General features: G+C 71.7%; 17 protein-coding genes and 1 pseudogene. 8 read left to right on the forward strand and 10 right to left on the reverse strand.

The annotated features are described in order from the left end of the window. Positions 1–87: 87 nt before the first annotated feature. From KBX34_RS13685 to KBX34_RS13695, 3 genes are read left to right on the forward strand one after another with little or no spacing between them, the layout of a single operon-like run. Positions 88–591, forward strand: coding sequence for a DUF2231 domain-containing protein (locus KBX34_RS13685; RefSeq protein ID WP_088951196.1), 504 nt, complete (start codon positions 88–90; stop codon positions 589–591). After that, positions 591–1,136 (forward strand): Hsp20/alpha crystallin family protein, encoded by a 546-nt coding sequence (locus KBX34_RS13690; protein WP_210792528.1) that lies wholly within the window; start codon positions 591–593, stop codon positions 1,134–1,136. The genes KBX34_RS13685 and KBX34_RS13690 overlap by 1 nt, the downstream gene beginning before the upstream one ends. 8 nt (positions 1,137–1,144) lie before the next feature. Then, positions 1,145–2,251, forward strand: coding sequence for a glycosyltransferase family 9 protein (locus KBX34_RS13695; protein WP_210925239.1), 1,107 nt, complete (start codon positions 1,145–1,147; stop codon positions 2,249–2,251). 1 nt (position 2,252) lies between these two features. On the opposite strand, the gene KBX34_RS13700 is transcribed toward KBX34_RS13695, so the two are convergent. Both KBX34_RS13700 and rfaE2 read right to left on the reverse strand, forming a co-directional pair. Then, the gene (locus KBX34_RS13700; RefSeq protein WP_099850018.1) at positions 2,253–3,131 is read right to left on the reverse strand and encodes a glycosyltransferase family 2 protein; all 879 of its coding nucleotides are present in this window, start codon (positions 3,129–3,131) and stop codon (positions 2,253–2,255) included. After that, positions 3,128–4,975: a D-glycero-beta-D-manno-heptose 1-phosphate adenylyltransferase gene (gene rfaE2, locus KBX34_RS13705; RefSeq protein WP_210925241.1), complete on the reverse strand. Its 1,848-nt coding sequence runs from the start codon at positions 4,973–4,975 to the stop codon at positions 3,128–3,130. Before rfaE2 ends, KBX34_RS13700 begins: the two co-directional genes overlap by 4 nt. Before the next feature lie 155 nt (positions 4,976–5,130). Between rfaE2 and KBX34_RS13710 the strand changes: the two genes are divergently transcribed. Further along, positions 5,131–5,670, forward strand: a complete 540-nt coding sequence (locus KBX34_RS13710; protein ID WP_210925243.1) for a type 1 glutamine amidotransferase domain-containing protein — start codon at positions 5,131–5,133, stop codon at positions 5,668–5,670. Between the two features lie 183 nt (positions 5,671–5,853). Beyond that, positions 5,854–7,530, forward strand: coding sequence for an MDR family MFS transporter (locus KBX34_RS13715; protein WP_210925245.1), 1,677 nt, complete (start codon positions 5,854–5,856; stop codon positions 7,528–7,530). 26 nt (positions 7,531–7,556) lie between these two features. Here the strand turns inward: KBX34_RS13715 and KBX34_RS13720 are convergent, their stop codons facing one another. After that, positions 7,557–8,189, reverse strand: coding sequence for a TetR/AcrR family transcriptional regulator (locus tag KBX34_RS13720; protein ID WP_210925247.1), 633 nt, complete (start codon positions 8,187–8,189; stop codon positions 7,557–7,559). A gap of 127 nt (positions 8,190–8,316) precedes the next feature. Between KBX34_RS13720 and KBX34_RS13725 the strand changes: the two genes are divergently transcribed. After that, entirely contained in the window at positions 8,317–9,351 is a 1,035-nt protein-coding gene (locus tag KBX34_RS13725) for an aldo/keto reductase (protein ID WP_210925249.1), read from the forward strand. Between the two features lie 36 nt (positions 9,352–9,387). Here the strand turns inward: KBX34_RS13725 and KBX34_RS13730 are convergent, their stop codons facing one another. After that, positions 9,388–9,879 (reverse strand): NUDIX domain-containing protein, encoded by a 492-nt coding sequence (locus KBX34_RS13730; protein ID WP_099850027.1) that lies wholly within the window; start codon positions 9,877–9,879, stop codon positions 9,388–9,390. A 56-nt stretch (positions 9,880–9,935) separates the two neighbouring features. On the opposite strand from KBX34_RS13730, the gene KBX34_RS13735 reads away from it, so the two are divergent. After that, positions 9,936–11,585 (forward strand): fatty acid--CoA ligase, encoded by a 1,650-nt coding sequence (locus KBX34_RS13735; protein WP_247671781.1) that lies wholly within the window; start codon positions 9,936–9,938, stop codon positions 11,583–11,585. A gap of 191 nt (positions 11,586–11,776) precedes the next feature. On the opposite strand, the gene KBX34_RS13740 is transcribed toward KBX34_RS13735, so the two are convergent. From KBX34_RS13740 to KBX34_RS13765, 6 genes are all read right to left on the reverse strand, one after another. Next, entirely contained in the window at positions 11,777–12,787 is a 1,011-nt protein-coding gene (locus KBX34_RS13740; protein ID WP_210925251.1) for an NADPH:quinone reductase, read from the reverse strand. A 70-nt stretch (positions 12,788–12,857) separates the two neighbouring features. Continuing rightward, positions 12,858–13,511, reverse strand: coding sequence for an HAD family phosphatase (locus KBX34_RS13745; RefSeq protein WP_210925253.1), 654 nt, complete (start codon positions 13,509–13,511; stop codon positions 12,858–12,860). A gap of 32 nt (positions 13,512–13,543) precedes the next feature. Then, positions 13,544–14,371 (reverse strand): hypothetical protein, encoded by an 828-nt coding sequence (locus KBX34_RS13750; protein WP_210925265.1) that lies wholly within the window; start codon positions 14,369–14,371, stop codon positions 13,544–13,546. 189 nt (positions 14,372–14,560) lie between these two features. Continuing rightward, positions 14,561–15,277 (reverse strand): FKBP-type peptidyl-prolyl cis-trans isomerase, encoded by a 717-nt coding sequence (locus tag KBX34_RS13755; RefSeq protein WP_088951209.1) that lies wholly within the window; start codon positions 15,275–15,277, stop codon positions 14,561–14,563. Between the two features lie 111 nt (positions 15,278–15,388). After that, positions 15,389–16,027, reverse strand: a complete 639-nt coding sequence (locus KBX34_RS13760) for a DUF4241 domain-containing protein (RefSeq protein ID WP_141907664.1) — start codon at positions 16,025–16,027, stop codon at positions 15,389–15,391. Positions 16,028–16,100: 73 nt separating this feature from the next. Continuing rightward, positions 16,101–17,129, reverse strand: a complete 1,029-nt coding sequence (locus KBX34_RS13765) for a Ku protein (RefSeq protein WP_210925256.1) — start codon at positions 17,127–17,129, stop codon at positions 16,101–16,103. A gap of 85 nt (positions 17,130–17,214) precedes the next feature. On the opposite strand from KBX34_RS13765, the pseudogene KBX34_RS34260 reads away from it, so the two are divergent. Next, positions 17,215–17,315, forward strand: a pseudogene (locus KBX34_RS34260) (DNA ligase); the annotation flags it as partial.

Consider the following 17,315-nt stretch of genomic DNA (forward strand, 5'->3'; position numbering starts at 1 on the left):
GTGCCCGGTTGCCGGGGGTAGGGCCTCATCCGACGCGCCCGCCGCAACGAGACCGTTCGCAGGACGCCGACCAGTGGAGGCCGGGAGATGGAGAGCCGACTCAAGGTGCTGGGGCACCCAGTCCACCCGATGCTGGTCATGTTCCCGGTCGCGCTGCTGGCCACGGCGGTGCTGTTCGACGTGGTGGACACCGTCGGCGGGCCGGACCTGCTCGGCGAGGTCGCTTACTGGAACATCACTGTCGGCCTGATCGGCGGCCTCCTGGCCGCAGTGGCGGGCTCGTTCGACCTGCTGGCGATCCCGACGGGCACCCGCGCCAAGCGGGTGGGCCTGCTGCACGCCGGGGCCAACCTCGCGGTGATCCTGCTCTTCGCCGCGATCTGGGTGGTCCGGCTCAACGCCGACTCCCGCGCCGCTGGCGGCGCGTTGCTCGTCGTCGAGATTGTCGCGTTGGCGATCCTCGGCATCAGTGCCTGGCTCGGCGGTGAGTTGGTCGACCGGCTCGGTGTGGGCGTCGACCGCGATGCCGGCCTCGACGCGCCCAGCTCCCTACGGCCGCCGGCGGCCGCTCAGCGGATCGGAGATGTGTGATGAGCGAGCAGCAGTCCGGGGGCTTCGGCCGGGGTTGGCGGGGTGGCCGGCAGCAGGGCTGGGACCCGATGGGTGAGCTTCAGTCGCTGCGCGCCGAGCTGAGTCGCCTGGTCGGCGGCCGGGCCGGCGCGTCCGACGTCGAGTTGGCCGAGACCGCCGACGGCTGGGAGGTCGTCGTCCGGCTGCCCGGTGTGGCACCGGAGGAGGTGGCGGTCGAGTTGGACGACCTCGAATTGTGCGTGCGCGCCCGCTCCGAGGCGGAGGTCAACGCCGACCAGGGCATCCCCGGCGGTTTCGAGACCCGGGGCTTCGAATACCGCATCAACCTGCCGTCGCGGGTCGACCCGGACGCCATCGACGCGGTCATGGACCATGGCCTGCTCCGGGTCCGCCTGCCCCGGGCGACCCGGCCCGCGCCGCGCACCATCACCGTCGGTCGCACCGGGCCGCGCTCCGGCGACTTTTCCACTGGTACGCCGATGCCGGCCGATCCCGCAGCGGACCGGGAGTTGCACCGCCCGGACACCGAGATCGACCGGCCGTAGCGGCCTGCGTGGTCACCCCGGCTCTGCTCGGCCCGACCGCCGAGCGCCTTCCCGACGTGCGGCGGATCGCCGTGCTGCGCGCCAACGCACTTGGCGACTTCGTGTTCGCGTTGCCGGCGCTGGAGGCGTTGCGTGCCGCGTACCCGTCGGCGGAGATCGTGCTGCTCGGCGCGCCGTGGCACGCGAAGCTCTGGCGCGACCGGCCCGGCCCGGTGGACCGCGTGCTGGTCGTGCCGCCGGCACCCGGCATTCGTGCGCCCGACCCGGGCGAGGCGGAGTCGTCGATGGACGACTTCCTGGCCGCTGCGACGGGTGAGGGTTTCGACCTGGCGGTGCAGATCCACGGTGGCGGCGCGAACTCCAACCCGATGATTGGTCGCCTCGGCGCCCGGGTGACGGTCGGCCTGCGCGCCGACGACGCGCCGCCGCTGGACCGGTGGCTGCGTTACGTCTACTACCAGCACGAGGTGATCCGCTACCTGGAGGTGGTGGCGCTGGTGGGAGCACCGGCGACCACCATCGTGCCGACGTTGGCGGTGACCGACGCCGACCGGGCCGAGGCGGCCCAGGTGCTCGGCCCGGTGAGCCGACCCCGGGTGGCGCTGCACCCGGGGGCCAGCGACACCCGCCGTCGCTGGCCCGCCGAACGCTTCGCCGAGGTGGCCCGTGAGCTGCACGGCGACGGCTACGAGGTGCTGGTCACCGGCACACCCTCCGAGCAGGAGGTGGTGGACCGCGTCGTCGCCGCGGCCGGGGTGCCGGTGCGGCCGCAGGTGGGCACGCTCAGCCTCGGCGGGCTGCTGGGTTGCTACGCCGACTGCGCGTTGGTCGTCTCCAACGACACCGGTCCGCTGCACGTGGCCGCCGCGGTGGGCGCGCCCACGGTGGGCATCTTCTGGGTCGGCAACCTGATCAACACGGCGAATCCGTTGCGCGGCCGGCACCGGCCGATCTGCTCCTGGATGGTGCACTGCCCGGTCTGCGGGGTGGACTGCACACCGGGCATCTACCCGCACCGGCCCGGCGACGGCGAGTGCCCGCACCAGGATTCCTTCGTGGCGGACGTCCCGGTGATCGAGGTGCTGGAAGCCGCCCGGGAGCTGCTCAACCCGTAGTTCAGGCCGGCTGCGGGCTGTCCTCGTCGGCCAGGACGACCTCCCACGCCTCCACGTCCCGGTCGGTGACAGTGGTGGGAGACTCCAGGTGGTACGCGCCGCTGGGCAGGATGCCCGCCCCGCCGTATCGGGCCAGCACCGAGAGCTGCGCGGCCACGTCCTCACCCTGGTGCTTCTCCTGCACCCGACGCCAGAAGTCGAAGCCACCGGCGTCAACGAGCTTGGCCCGGTCGTAGAGCACGCACCCGCCGATCCAGGAGACCTTGTATGCCCGCCACGCCCCCGGCGGCAGCGCCAGGTGCTGGGTGATGTGCAGCAGGTTGGCCGCCGAGTGGATCCGGGCGCGGTTCCACTCCGGGGTGTCCGGGCGGATCCGCTCCGGCGTCGGGGGGCCGATCCACTCCTCGTAGTGCCCGTGCGACTCCGGCCGCACGTCGTCGGCGTACGAGAGCCCGTGCACGCCGTTGCCCACGAACCCGCAGCCCAGCTCGCCGATCGCCGTCACCAGCCGGTGCACCGCCCCCGGTTCCAACCAGATGTCGTCGTCGAGGCTGAGGACGTAACGGGCGGCCGAGGCGGCGAGCAGGTACGCCCGGTGTTCGGCCAACCCCCGTCGGGGCAGCCGACGGGTCAGCAGCACCGGGTGACCCCGGTGACGCAGCGCCCGGACCATGGTGGCGGCAGCGGGATGCGCGTACGCCGGATCTCCGTCGGACTGGTCGCTGACCACCACCCCGAAACCGGGTACGCCGTCCTGGGCGGCGAGCCCGCCCAGGGTGACCGCCAGCTCGGCGGGCCGGTTCCGGGTCGGAATCAGCACGTCGAGCAGCCGGTCGGCGCGGAACTCCTCCGGCGTGCCGAGGACGAGGGGGCGGTTCACGACGTCTGGGTGCGGGTGCTCAGCGACGGGTCGGGTTCCCGGTCGACGGGGTGCGCCGACGGGTCCTGGCTGTGTGACCGGATCCGCTCGATGATTGCGGAGGTGGACCGGTCCGGCACGTACCCCAGGGTGCGCACCTGGCCGCCCAGCCGGCGCACCAGCGGTGCCTCCGGGACCAGCTCCGGTGGGTAGTCCCCGCCCTTGACGTACACGTCCGGCCGGACCGCCTCGATCAGCGTGGCGGGCGAGTCCTCCTCGAAGACCACGACGTGGTCCACGCAGGCGAGCGCGGCGAGCAGGGCAGCCCGGTCCTCGACCGGGTTGACCGGACGGTCGGCGCCCTTCAGCCGGCGTACGCTGCCGTCCGAGTTGACCGCCACGATGAGCAGGTCGCCCAGCGCGCGGGCCTGCTCCAGGTAGCGCACGTGCCCTCGGTGCAGCACGTCGAAGCAGCCGTTGGTGAACACCACCGACCGTCCCGCCTCGCGGTACTCGGCGACGATCGCGTCCAACTCGTCGGTGTCGACGAGCGCGGCATGGCCCGTGGTCTCGGTCGGCTGGTCGAGCGCGGTGAGCAGGTCCTCCCGCCGGCACACGCAGGTGCCGGTGTCGGAGACGGTGATGGTGGCCGCCAACTGGGCGAGCTGGGCGGCGGTGGGCAGCGGCGCGTCGGCGGCCAGGGCCAACGTCATCGCCGCCAGGTACGCGTCGCCGGCGCCCACGGCGTGGCTCGCCGGGACCGGCGTGCTGTGGCTGCGTCGCGGCGCCCCGTCGGCGCCACCGACCACCGCGCCCTCGGTGTCCAGGGTCACCGCGACCACGTCGGCACCGGTGTGCGCGCGCAACTCGGCCAGCCGCGACTCGGCCAGGACGGCCCGGTCGACGCCCTCCCCGGCCTGGGCGTTCACGGTGACGCCGGTGCCGGTGACGCTGAGTCCGTCGCCGGTGAGGGCCACCCGACCCTCACCCCGGACGGGTTCACCTACCGGCCCGGGGCGATCGGACGGCGACGGCTCCGGGGTCGGGTCGACGGTGCTGTCGTCGGCGCGTACCCCACCGGGTGCGGCACCGACGGTCAGTTCGGACGGTCCGTCGGCCGGGTCGCCGTCGGGGTGTTCCAGGTGCAGTTCGGTCCCCGTGGTCGTCCGGCTGGTGCCGCCGGCCCGGGCCAGCAGGCGGGTCGCCTCGGCGAAGCTGGGGGTGACGACGGTCGGCGCGAGCCCCCGCCAGTCGGCGAGGTCGTGGGCGTCCAGCGCGACAGTGGCGTACCGCTCGCGTTGCTCGACCAGCCACGCGCGGACCTGCGCGGGCAGCGCACCCAGGCCGTAGTCGCAGACCACCAGGGTCGGCGCCTCCCCACCGGCGGCGGCGCGCAACTCCTCGGTGGCGCAGCTCAGGGCGGTGAGCAGCCGGGTCACGCCCTCCGGGTCGAGTGCGTCGTCCGGGTCGCCGGAGTCCTCGCGCAGCAGGATCTGGTTGCCGGCGAGCATCCGCCGCTTCACCGGGGTGGGCCGTCCCGGCTGGTTGACCGTCCGGTCCCAGACGCCCGCGCGGTCCAGGCAGTCGTGCAGTTCGTCGCCGGCCACGTCGGCGCCGACCGGTGCCACCAGCACCGCCCGGCCACCCAGGGCGGCGACGTTGACCGCGGTGTTCGCGGCGCCACCTGCGGCGGAGATCCGCCTGCGCAGGGTGAGGACCGGAGCTGGTGCCTCTCGGCAGAGCCGGTCGGAGTCGGCGAAGCGCCACTCGTCCAACATGGCGTCACCGACGATCAGGACTGGGCGCCCGAGCCAGCTCTCCACGACGGTGGCGAGCCGGCGCTGTTCCGCTGCTGCTCCTGCCATGCCTCCCCGGGTCCCCACCGCCCTCCGGGCCAAACCTGACCCGCGCCTGACCTGCGGTCATGTCACCACCGTGCCCTTACCGCCCGGCTGGGCCGTTTCGGACGTCCGGAGGCGGGAAGGGAATTGAGGTAACCCCGGAAAGGAGATGTACCGAGATGGCAGCGCAACTGCAGGGCAAGCGGATCGCCTTCCTGGCCGCCGACGGCGTCGAGGAGGTCGAGTACGTCCAGCCGCGCGAGGCGGTCGAGAACGCCGGCGCGACGGTCGAGCTGGTCTCGCTCAAGCCCGGCTCCATCCAGTCCTTCAACCATCTGGACCAGTCGAAGACGTACGACGTGGACGTGACCGCGGACAAGGCGGACGCCGCCGGCTACGACGCTCTGGTGCTGCCCGGTGGGGTGGCGAACCCGGACTTCCTGCGTGGCGACCCGGACGCGGTGCGGTTCGTGAAGGCGTTCTTCGACGCGGGCAAGCCCGTCGGGGTGATCTGCCACGGCCCGTGGACGCTGATCGAGGCGGACGTGGTGCGGGGCAGGCGGATCACCTCCTGGCCCACCCTGCGTACCGACCTGACCAACGCCGGCGCGAGCTGGGTCGACGAGGAGTGCGTAACCGACGGCAACCTGACCAGCAGCCGAAAGCCCGACGACCTCCCGGCCTTCTGCCAGAAGATCACCGAAGTCTTCGCCGCCTGACGAACCCACCCCACCCACCCCACCCCCCAACCCCGTCTCGTCCGCGTTGATCATGAAGTTAGCGTCCTCCGACTCGGCGTGTCGTGGCGCTAACTTCATGATCAACGGTCCGGATGGGGTCCGGGTGGGGTGGGTTTTTTGTGGTTGGGCGCATGTTCCGCGCTGTCCGGGATAGAAGGCCACATGACCACCGAAGCCTCCGGCGCGCCGGTGCTGAATCGTCAGCAGATTCGGCTGCTCATGTTCGGTCTGATGACCGGCATGCTGTTGGCCGCGCTCGACCAGACCATCGTGGGTACGGCCCTGCCGACCATCGTCGGCGAGCTGGGCGGGATCAACCACTACTCGTGGGTGGTCACCGCGTACCTGCTCGCCTCGACCGCGTCCACGCCGCTGTACGGCAAGATGGCCGACCTGTACGGGCGCAGACCGGTCTTCCTCTTCTCGATCGGCACGTTCCTGGTCGGGTCGCTGCTGGCCGGGCTGTCCCAGAACATGACCCAGCTGATCGTCACCCGGGGCATCCAGGGCCTCGGAGCCGGTGGTCTGCTGACCCTCGCGTTCACCATCATCTCGGACGTGGTGTCACCCCGGGAGCGTGGTCGCTACCAGGGTCTGTTCGGCGCCGTCTTCGGGATCTCGTCGGTGGCGGGGCCGCTGGTCGGTGGTTACTTCGCGGAGACCGACTGGCGGTGGATCTTCTACATCAACGTGCCGCTGGCGATCCTGGCCATCGTGGTCTGTTACCACGTGATGCGGTTGATCCCCTTCGAGCGCCGGGACCACTCGATCGACTGGCTCGGCGCCGGTCTGCTGGTCGCCGGGGTGAGTTCGCTGCTGCTCGCGCTGAGTTGGGGCGGCAACGAGTACGCCTGGGGCTCCGGCGTGATCATCGGGCTCTTCGTCGTCGGTGCGGTGCTGGGGGTGCTCTTCGTCATCCAGGAGGCCCGGGTCGCCGAGCCGATCCTGCCGCTGCGGCTGTTCCGGAGCGCCACCTTCGCGCTGGCCAACTCGGCACTGCTCATCATCGGTCTGGTGATGTTCGGTTCGATCATCTTCATCCCGCTGTACCTGCAGATCGTCAAGGGCGCCTCGCCGACCCGCAGCGGTCTGCTGATGCTGCCGATGATGGCCGGCATCATCATCACCTCGATCCTGACCGGCCGGGCGATGACCCGGATCGGCCGGTACAAGTGGTTCCCGGTGGCCGGCTCGGTGACCCTGCTGGTCGGCATGTTCCTGTTCACCCAGCTGGAGGTGGCCACCTCCCTCTGGGTGGCGTTCGGGTTCATGGTGGTGATCGGCGTCGGGCTGGGTCTGTGTATGCAGTCGCTGATCCTGGCGGTGCAGAACGCGGTCTCCGTACGCGACCTGGGGGCCGGCACCTCCTCGGCGACCTTCTTCCGGTCTCTGGGCGGTTCGTTCGGGGTGGCGATCCTCGGCACGGTGCTGTCGTCCCGGCTGGCCAGCGGGCTCTCCGACCGGCTGCCCGGTGCCATCGCGCAGCTCCCGCCGCAGGAGCAGGCCGCAGTGGCGGCGAGTGGTGGCACCAACATCTCGATCAACGACCCGGCGACCATCCTGGCCCTGCCGGGGCCGGTCCGCGCGGCCATCCAGGGCGCCTTCGTCGACGCGCTGGACATGGTCTTCCTGACCGCCGGTCTGATCGCCATCGTGGCGGTGGTGGTCACCCTGACGCTGCCCAACACGCAACTGCGGGGCGCCGGCCCGCAGGGCGCGACCGGCGGCGCGGACCCGCTCGGCGGTGAGGCCCCGGCACCGGGCGGCAAGCCGCTGACCCGCGAGTCCAAGGAAGAGGCCGCCGCCGACATGGAGGCCAAGTCCCAGACGATGATCTGAGCGAGGTCGGTGTCGGTCCGGGTCGGTCAGGCGGGGCGGCGGTAGACGCCGTACCACCAGGTCGCGGCCAACTCTCTCGCAGCCGACGCGTCGGTGTCGGGGTCGGCCGAGGTGGCGCTGACGTGATCGGCGAGGAAGCGGTCGCCGCCAATCACGATCAGCCGGCTCGCGGTCACCGGGTCGATGCCCGCGGGGGTGCGCCCGGCCTCCTGTTCGGCGCGGAGCACCTGCACGGTGCGCGCCACGAACTGTTCCAGGCCTGCCGCCCAGTACTCCCGGACCACCTCGTCGTACGCGGCGACCTCGCTGACCGCCGCCAGCACCGGGGCGTACGTCCGGTATATCCGGATCACGTCGGCGAAGATCTCGGTCAGCGCCGCCAGCGGATCGCCCGGCCCGGCGGGGTTCCACTCGCCGGTGCGGCCGAAGGAGCTCTCCCGCATGGTGCCGGCGAGACGCATGAGCAGTTCGCTCTTGTCCCGGAAGTGGGTGTAGAAGGTCGACCGCGCCACCCCGGCCTCGGCGGCGATGCGCTGCACGCCGAGGTCGGTGAAGCGGATCCCCTCCTGGAGGAGTCGCTCGGTGGCCGCCAGCACCCGCGCTTCGACGGCGGCCCGCCCATCGGGGTTGCGTGGGCGACGGCGGGTGATCGAAGGCATAGCCGGAATCCTAGGTGGGCGGGTGCGGGGTGGGCGACGTACGCTCGTTGCCGGACACACTGTCCGACACTCTGACCAAGGAGCGCCCGACCGTGGCCTCCGACCCCCGCACCGCGAGGAGCGACACGTGAAGTACCGACTGTTGGGCACCACCGGGGTGTACGTCTCGGAGATCTCGCTCGGCGCGATGACCTTCGGTGGCAGCGGACACCCCCTCTGGGGCACCCTCGGCGGGCTGGCGCTGCCCGACGTCCAGCGGATGGTGGACACCGCGCTGGACGCCGGGGTCAACTTCATCGACACCGCAGACGGCTACAGCGACGGCGAGAGCGAGGAGCTGCTCGGCCAGGCGCTCGGCAAGCGGCGCCGCGACGTGGTGCTGGCCACCAAGGTGCACTCCCGGACCGGCCCCGGCCCGAACGACGTCGGCACCTCCCGACTGCACATCATGCAGAACCTGGAGGACAGCCTGCGCCGGCTGGGCACCGATCACATCGACCTGTACCAGATCCACAACTTCGACCAGGTCACCCCGATGGAGGAGATGCTGCGGGCGCTGGACGACGCGGTCCGGCAGGGCAAGGTCCGCTACATCGGCGCCGCCAACTTCGCCGCCTGGCAGATGTCCAAGGCGCTGGGCATCTCCGCCCGCGAGAAGCTGGCCGGGTTCGTCTCGGTGCAGGAGTACTACTCCCTGCTGGGCCGCGACGTGGAGCGCGACGTGGTGCCGATGGCGCTCGACGCGGGCGTCGGGCTGACCGTGTGGAGCCCGCTCGCCGGTGGTTTCCTCTCCGGCAAGGTCAGCCGGGACGGCGCCGTCGCCGACAGCGGCGCGCGCAGCGCCCAGCCCGGTTACGCCAGCTTCACCCCGTTCGACCCGGAGCACGCCTTCGCCGTGGTCGACGTGCTCAAGGGTGTCGCCGAGCGGCACGAGGTGAGCCCGGCCCGGGTGGCGGTCGCCTGGCTGTTGTCCCGACCGGCCGTGACCAGCGTGATCGTCGGTGCGCGCAAGCAGGAGCAGTTGGTGGACAACATCGCCGCCTCGGATCTCGCCCTGACCGAGCAGGACCTCACCGAGCTGGACGAGGCCACCAAGCTGCCGGTCGCGTACCCGAACTGGATCCAGGAGGGGTTCTTCGCGGGGCTCCGCCACCCGCGGTGAGGCCACGGCCCCGGAGTCGGTGGCTCCGGGGCCGCCCTACTTCAGGATGAGCCGGTTGGTCTGCTCGAAGACGTCCAGATCTGCCAGCGTCTCGGTGACCGAGGCGGAGAGCGGGGCGGGGAACCGGTCCCGGGGGAAGAAGCCGGCGTCGGTGGTCTCGTCGGTGACCCGGGCGAGCTGCCCGTCCCACTCCTCCACCTTGAACGCCGTCGTGAAGACCTGGTACGTGTGCCCGTACATGTTGGTGCTCGTCCGGTCCGGGCCGGTGTAGAGGGCGAACGCGCAGACCCGCAGCGCGCGTAACCCGGTCTCCTCGCGGACCTCGCGGACCGCGCAGTCGGCGATCGACTCGCCCAATTCCATCGCACCGGCCGGCATGGCCCACTGCCCGTTGTCCGAGCGCTGGATCAGCAGGATCCGCCCGGCGTTGTCGCTGACCACGGCACGAGCGCCGACGAACATCAGCGTCCGGTCCCCGGCGATCGCGCGTAACTGCCCTACGTATGAGTCGGCCCAGGAGATGCTCACCTGCGACAACATACGGGGGTTCCCAACGTGTGACCGCCGACACTAGCTTGTTACCCATGCGTAGCACGATGATGGACGCCCCCCTTCAGGTCTCCCGGATCCTCGACCACGGCGCAGGCGTACACGGCACGGCCGAGGTGGTGACCTGGACCGGCGCCGAGCCCCGCCGAATGACGTACGCCGAGGTGGGTCGCACCGCCGCCCGGCTGGCACACGCGCTGCGCGACGAGTGCGGGGTGACCGGTGACGAGCGGGTCGCCACCTTCATGTGGAACAACAACGAGCATCTGGTCGCGTACTTCGCGGTGCCGAGCATGGGTGCGGTGCTGCACACGCTCAACATCCGGCTCTTTCCCGACCAGGTCGTCTACATCGCCAACCACGCCGAGGACCGGGTGGTGCTGGTCGACAGCACGCTCATCCCGCTGCTGGCCCGGGTGATCGGCGAGCTGAGCACTGTGCGGCACGTGGTGGTGGTCGGCGGTGGCGACCCGGCGCCCCTGGTGGCGGCGGCCGGCGACCGGATCACCGTGCACCACTGGGACGCGCTGCTCGCCGACCGGCCCGAGGTGTACGACTGGCCCGAGGTGGACGAGCGTGACGCCGCGGCCCTCTGCTACACCTCGGGCACCACCGGCAACCCGAAGGGCGTGGCCTACTCGCACCGGTCCATCTACCTGCACTCGTTGCAGGTCTGCATGCCGGAGGGCTTCGGTCTCGCGCCGACCGACCGGGAGCTGGCCATCGTGCCGATGTTCCACGCGATGTCCTGGGGTCTGCCGTACGCGGCCTTCCTCTCCGGCGCGTCGCTGATCATGCCGGACCGGTTCCTCCAGGCCGCGCCGATCGCCGAGATGATCGCGGCCGAGCGGCCCACCCTGGCCGGGGCGGTGCCGACCATATGGACCGATCTGCTCGCCTACCTGGACAGCCACGACGTCGACACGTCCTCGCTCACCGAGGTGATCGTCGGTGGATCGGCCTGCCCGCCGGCGCTGATGCACGCGTTCGACGAGCGCTTCGGAATCGACGTGATCCACGCCTGGGGGATGACCGAGATGTCCCCGCTGGGGTCGGTCTCACGCCCGCCCGCCGGTGCGACCGGGGAGCAGGCGTGGCGTTACCGCTACACCCAGGGGCGGGTGCCGGCGGGTGTGCAGGCGCGGATCGTCGGCCCGTCGGCCGAGCCGTTGCCCGCCGACGGCAGGGCCGTGGGCGAGCTGGAGGTCCGTGGGCCGTGGGTGACCGCTCGGTACGTCGGTGACGACGCCCCGGACGAGGAGAAGTTCCGCGACGGCTGGCTACGCACCGGCGACGTGGGCACCCTCTCGCCGGACGGCTACATCACGCTGACCGACCGCGCCAAGGATGTGATCAAGTCCGGCGGTGAGTGGATTTCCTCGGTCGAGCTGGAAAACGCGCTGATGGGCCACCCGGCGGTGCTGGAGGCATGCGTGGTGGGTGTGCCGGACGAGCGGTGGGACGAACGACCGCTGGCCACCGTGGTGGTCCGGGAGGGCGCCTCGGTGACCGCCGAGGAACTGCGGGACTTCCTGGCCGGCTCGGTGGCGCGCTGGCAACTGCCCGAGCGCTGGGCGTTCATCGACGCAGTGCCGAAGACCAGCGTGGGCAAGTTCGACAAGAAGGTCGTCCGTTCGCAGTACGCCGGGGGTGAGCTGACTGTCCGGGAGCTGACAGCCCCGTAACGTTTTCCCAGGCACTGTCGCCTGTTGGGGCAGGGGTAACTCCTGGAAGATCCCTCCCCAGGGGGCGGCCCCGGCGTTCGCACCGCGCCGGGGCCGCCCGTTCCACGCGGGGTTACCCCCGCACCGTCATTGTTGCGAAACTTGTTCGCCTCTGTCCTGATGACGGGGAAATCGGGTGGTCAGCGACCCGATCAGGCGTCGCTGGTGGTGATGAGCACCTTGCCCACCGCCGAGTCCTCCACCGCCTGGTGCGCCGCAGCCGTCTCGGCCAGGGCGTAGGAGTGCAGAGGCAGGCCGGCGTCCGCACCGACCCGGATTCCACCCTGGCTGGCCGCCGCCGCCACGTCCTTCACGCCCTGCGCCTTGGCCGCCTTCGGCTCCGTGTAGACCAGCACGAACTGCCACCGGGCGTTCGGCACCATCATCGCCCGGATCGGGATGCTCACCTCGTCGCCGCCGTTGTCGGCGTACATACAGACCGCGCCGCCGTGCCGCAGCACCTGCACGTCGACCGAGGCGTTGCGGGTGGGGGAGACCTCCACGATCGTGTGGACCCCGTCGGGGGCGATCTTGTGGACCTCCTCGACCACGTCCTGTTCCCGGTAGTTGATGACGTAGGAGGCGCCGGCCGCCGCCGCGAGCTGCGCCTTCTCCGCACTGCTCACCGTGGCGATCACCGTGGCGTCGGCCCAACGGGCAAGCTGGATCGCGGCGTTGCCCACCGCGCCGGCCCCGCCCTGCACCAGCACGGTGTGGTCCGCCAGCGCACCGGCGCGCAGCGTGTCCGGCATGAACTCGCCGGCCGTCAGACAGCGGTGCGCGGTGAGGAACGGAATGCCCAGGGCAGCTCCCAGCTCGAACGGGGCGTCACCGAGGCGTACCGCCTGCCGGACCGGCACCAGCGTGTACTCCGCCGACGTGCCCCACGGCCGCTGCCAGGCGGCCTCCCAGATCCAGACGCGCTCACCGATCAGGTCCGGGTCGACCCCCTCGCCGACCGCCTCCACCACTCCCGCGCCGTCCTGCCCGGGAATCTGCCACCCGTTCGGCGGGGAGCTGCGGCGGGACTTCCAGTCCGTCGGGTTCACCCCCGCGACCGCCATCCGCACCAGAACCTCGCCCGCAGTCGGCTCCGGCACCGGCCGGTCGACCAGCTCCAGCACCGAAGGGTCGCCGGTGCGCTCGTACACGATGGCTTTCATCCGTGATCTCCTCACCATGCGCGGCATCCGCGCCGAGCACCGCCGGCTGCGGTACCCCGCTCAGCCTCGATCAACCCAGGTCGTCCACCAGCGCCGGGGTCAGCTCACCGATCGCTCCCAGCGTCACCACGGCCAGCCGGGCGGCGTCCGGGTCCAGCGGGTACGAACCGTGCGGCACCGCCACCACCCGCATACCCGCCGCGGCCGCTGAGCGCACCCCGTTGGACGAGTCCTCCACCGCGACGCAATGGGCCGGGTCGACGCCGAGGCGCTGCGCGACGCTCAGATACACGTCCGGTGCGGGCTTGCCCCGCTCGGTCTGCTCGGTGGAGAGGGTCGCGCCGAACGCGTCGGTCAGACCGGTGGCGGCCAGCGCCGCCTCGATCAGCCGGGTCGGCGACGAGCTGGCCAGCCCCAGCGGCCAGCGCGAGGCGAGCCGGCGCACGACCTGATCGGCGCCGTCGATGAGGGGTACGTGGTCCCGGTAGCGCCGGGTCATCTCCTCGACGACCTCGCTGGCGACCTGCTCGGCCGTGCGGTCGACGCCCAACTCGCCGCTGAGGTAGTGGGCCCACTCGCCGGTGCTCATGCCCATCAGGCGACGTTGCGTGTCCGGTTGCCACGTCCCGCCGTGCGCCGCCACGTACGCCCGGCGGACCTCCTCCCACACCGGCTCGGAATCCACGATCACGCCGTCCAGGTCGAAGACCACCGCATCAGCCACGGCCCCATCCTGCCCGACGGGCGGGCGCCCGGTCAGCCGGGCAGTGCGGGCAGGCCGATCGGGCTGCCGGCCGGGATCAACGCATGGCAGGACCGGGCCGTCGGCTCCAGCAGCTCCCGGAGCCGATCCGTGTCGTCTCGGCCCAGTGCCTGCCACGGGTGCGCGGCGGCCCGGTCGGTGGCGTCCTCGACCGCCTGGAACTCGGCCCGGCCGTGGTCGGTGGCCGTGCCGTCCCCGGTCAGCCAGCCCCGCTGCGCCAACCGCTCGCGGGCGGCGTGCCACTGCTCCTCGGACCAGCCCCGGCCCAGGAGATTCAGTGGCGACGAGCCGTCCATCGCGATCCGCCACGCCAGCGTCTCCACCGGGTCCAGCCCGGCGGCCACCAGCGCCGCCACGTGCCCGTCGCCGCGGTGCTCCCGCAGCGTGGTGGCGGCCTGCCAGAGCCGGGCCAGCGGGTACTCCCCGACCGGCAGCGCGGCGTTGACCGCGCCGAGCACCCGGCCGGCGGTCTGCGTCGCCGAGGCGGCCCGCTCCAGCAGGTCGGCGGCCTCCGCCAGGTGTGTCTCCGGCAGCTCGTACGTCAGCTCGGCGAGGGCCTGCACCGCACCGGTGAGGCGGGCACGCAGCGCCTCCTGCGGGGTGGCCAACCGCCATACCGCCGGCAGCGCCCGGGCAACCATCGGTGGTGCGAAGCTGAAGAACGCGGCGATCACCGGGGCCGCCTCGGTGGCGCCCAGCGGCGCGGCCCGGCTGGCGAAGTAACCCCGCCAGTAGCCGCGTAGCCCGACCGCCTCGTACGCGGCACGAGCCCGGGGGTGGAAGTAGGTGACCGCGTGCACCGGCTCGAAGTGCGTCCACATCAACCGAGCGGTCCGTCCAGGATCGTCCAGCGCTGTCACGTGCACCTCCGCGTCCCGGTCCCCGATGCTCACCCCGGGCGGCGGACCGCCCGGGGTGACGCCGAACCTACTGCCGTTGGGTAACGGGTCGGAAGCCCCATGTGAACAACTGCATCGCGACCGGGGGACAACCGGGGCGATTCGGGCAGGTCACTGGGCGGCGAGCACGTCCACCACGAAGCGCAGCGGGCCGGTCGGGCGTCCACCTGCGGCAGCCTCGTCGTTGCCGTACGCCAGCTCGCCCGGAATGTCGAGCTGCACCCGGCTGCCCACGGTCACGCCGACCAGGCCCTGGTCCCAGCCGGGGATGACCTGGCCGACGCCGATCGGGAAGGTGGCCGGCTGCCCGGCCTTCCAGGAGGAGTCGAACTCCTTGCCGTCCTTGAAGAACACCCCCACGTAGTTGGTGGTGATCGTCTGACCCTTCTGCACGGCAGCGCCCTTGCCCTTGATCAGCGGGGTGACGGCGAGCTTCTTGAGGTCGCCGGTGCCCTTTGCCACCGTCGGCTTGCTGCCCAGCGCCGGGTCGGAGCCCTCGGGCAGCTGCGGGGCGGGAGGTGCTGCGGCGTCGGGGGCCGGGGCCGAGGCGGACGGGGTCGCGCCGGCCTGGTTGGCGGGCTTGTCGTCGCTCCGGTTCCGGTCGATCCACACGAAACCGCCGATCAGCAGCGCCATCACCGCGACGCCGGCGAGCCCGCCCGCCCACGCCTGGCGGCGGCGCTTCGCGTCGGCAGCCTTCTTCGCCGCCAGCTGGGCCGCCAGCCGGCGGCCCGACTTGGTCGCCGGGCTCTGGTCGCCCGCCGACCGGTTCTGCTGCGTCCGCTCGCTCACGTCGTCGACTCCCTGCTGCGAAGGTGTGGCCGGCACCCAGTGCCGGGGGGAAAGCCGACGCACACGGTACCCGCATCGCGGCCCACCGTGCCCGCCGCGGACGCCTCGGATCGCCCAGCGAGGCAGTTGCGGGGCCTTCGCGGGCGGTTATTCCGGGACGACCATGAAGTCGGTCACGAACGATGTCACGCGACCATCGGCGGCGCGACCGATCCAGGTGCCGTAGCAACCGTCTCCCCAACCGGTGGCCACGGTGACGACGTTGGCGCCGGTGGCCTCGTCCAGAACGGCGGTGATCAGCCCCGGGACCGGCGACGCGGGCAGCTCGGTCGGGATGAAGACCTCCTCGACCCGGTCCTCGTCCCACTCCTCCAGAACGGCCAGCGCCGTCGGGTCGGCGAGGGTGCCCGCGCCGGCGTCGACCCCGTACCCGAAGTAGTCGTCCGCGCCGAGCGTCGCGACGTCCTGGTCGCCCGCGACGGCCAGTTCCCAACGGGTGGTCGGCTCGTCCGAGACGACCAGCTCCAGGGCGGCCACCCGCCGGTCCACCTCGGCGTCCTCCCGCAGCACCACCGCCACCCAGGCGCGGGCGGGATGCCGACCGGGCGGCACGGTCACCGTGAACGGTTCGGCCTCCGGGCAGACCAGCGGGTCACACCCGACCACCTGACCCGTCGGCAACACGACGTCGCCCACCGGGTGGACCTCGATCAGGTATCCGCCGTGCTGGTCGGTGAAGCGGGCACCGGGCGTCAGCAACCGGTCCAGATCAGGGGTGTACGGCATGGGGGCTCCTCCGGTGGCCAGCGGCCGGCGGAGCGTACCCGGCCCGGCGGACACCGCCGTCGCTGCCGTACGGTCAGGCGCTCTTGCGGGGTGCGGCCTTCTTCGCGGCGGTCTTCTTCGCCGGCTCCGCCTTCTTCGCGGCGGTCTTCTTGGCGGCGGCCTTCTTCGCCGGCTCGGCCGCCTTCTTCTCGCCGGTCTTCTTCGCGGTGGTCTTCTTCGCCGGTGCCTTGGCCGCCTTCTTCTCGGCCGCCTTCTGCGCCGACCGGGCCGACGAGATGGGCGTCGGCTCGCCGCCGCCGCCACCGCCACGCGCGGGTTGCTCGCCGCGAGCGGCCTTGGCCCGTTCCACGGACGCCTTCAGTGCGGCCATCAGGTCCACAGCGGCGGCCGGCGCCTCCTCGACCTCCTCCGGCTGCACGACCTCCCGACCCTCCACCTTGGCGTCGATGACCTCCTGCAACGCCGCGCGGTAGTCGTCGGTGAAGACGTCCGGCTCGAACTCACCGGTCATCGAGTCGATCAGGGAACTGGCCATCGCCAGCTCCGGCGGGCGCACCTTGAGGTCCTCGTCGAGGAAACCGAAATCGGGGGTACGGATCTCGTCCGGCCAGAGCATGGTGTTGAGCAGCAGCACGCCCTCACGGACCCGCAGCGTGGCGAGCTGCTCCCGCTGACGCAGCGCCACCTTGACGATGGCCACCCGCTCCGAGTCGATCAGCGCGTCGCGCAGCAGCACGTACGGCTTGGTCGCCGCGCCTTCCGGCTCCAGAAAGTACGCCTTGTTGTAGAGGATCGGGTCGACCTGCTCCGCCGGCACGAACTCCAACACGTCGATGGCCCGTGAGCTGGTCAGCGGCAGGTCGGCGAAGTCCTCGTCGGTGAGGATCACCATCTCGCCACCGCCGATGTCGTAGCCCTTGGCGATGTCGTCGTAGGTGACTTCCTCGCCGCAGACCGAGCAGGTGCGCTTGTAGCGGATCCGACCGCCATCCTCGCGGTGCACCTGGTGGAACCGAATGTCCTTCTCCTCGGTCGCGGAGTAGAGCCTCACCCCGATCGAGACGAGCCCGAACGACACGGCTCCCTTCCAGATGGCACGCATCCTGCGCTCCCTTCCCCGGTATCGACCATGCTCGCATCCGAAAGAACCGGACGCGAGCTGTTCGGCCTGCTACTACAGTCGGGTCGTGCCTGGCGCGCCGCTCAAGCCGATGCTCGCGATGACCGGGCCGCTCCCGGCCGGTGACGGCTGGGCGTACGAGTTCAAGTGGGACGGGGTCCGCGCGCT

This window comes from Micromonospora sp. M61, from assembly GCF_018070245.1.
Lineage (GTDB): Bacteria > Actinomycetota > Actinomycetes > Mycobacteriales > Micromonosporaceae > Micromonospora > Micromonospora zamorensis.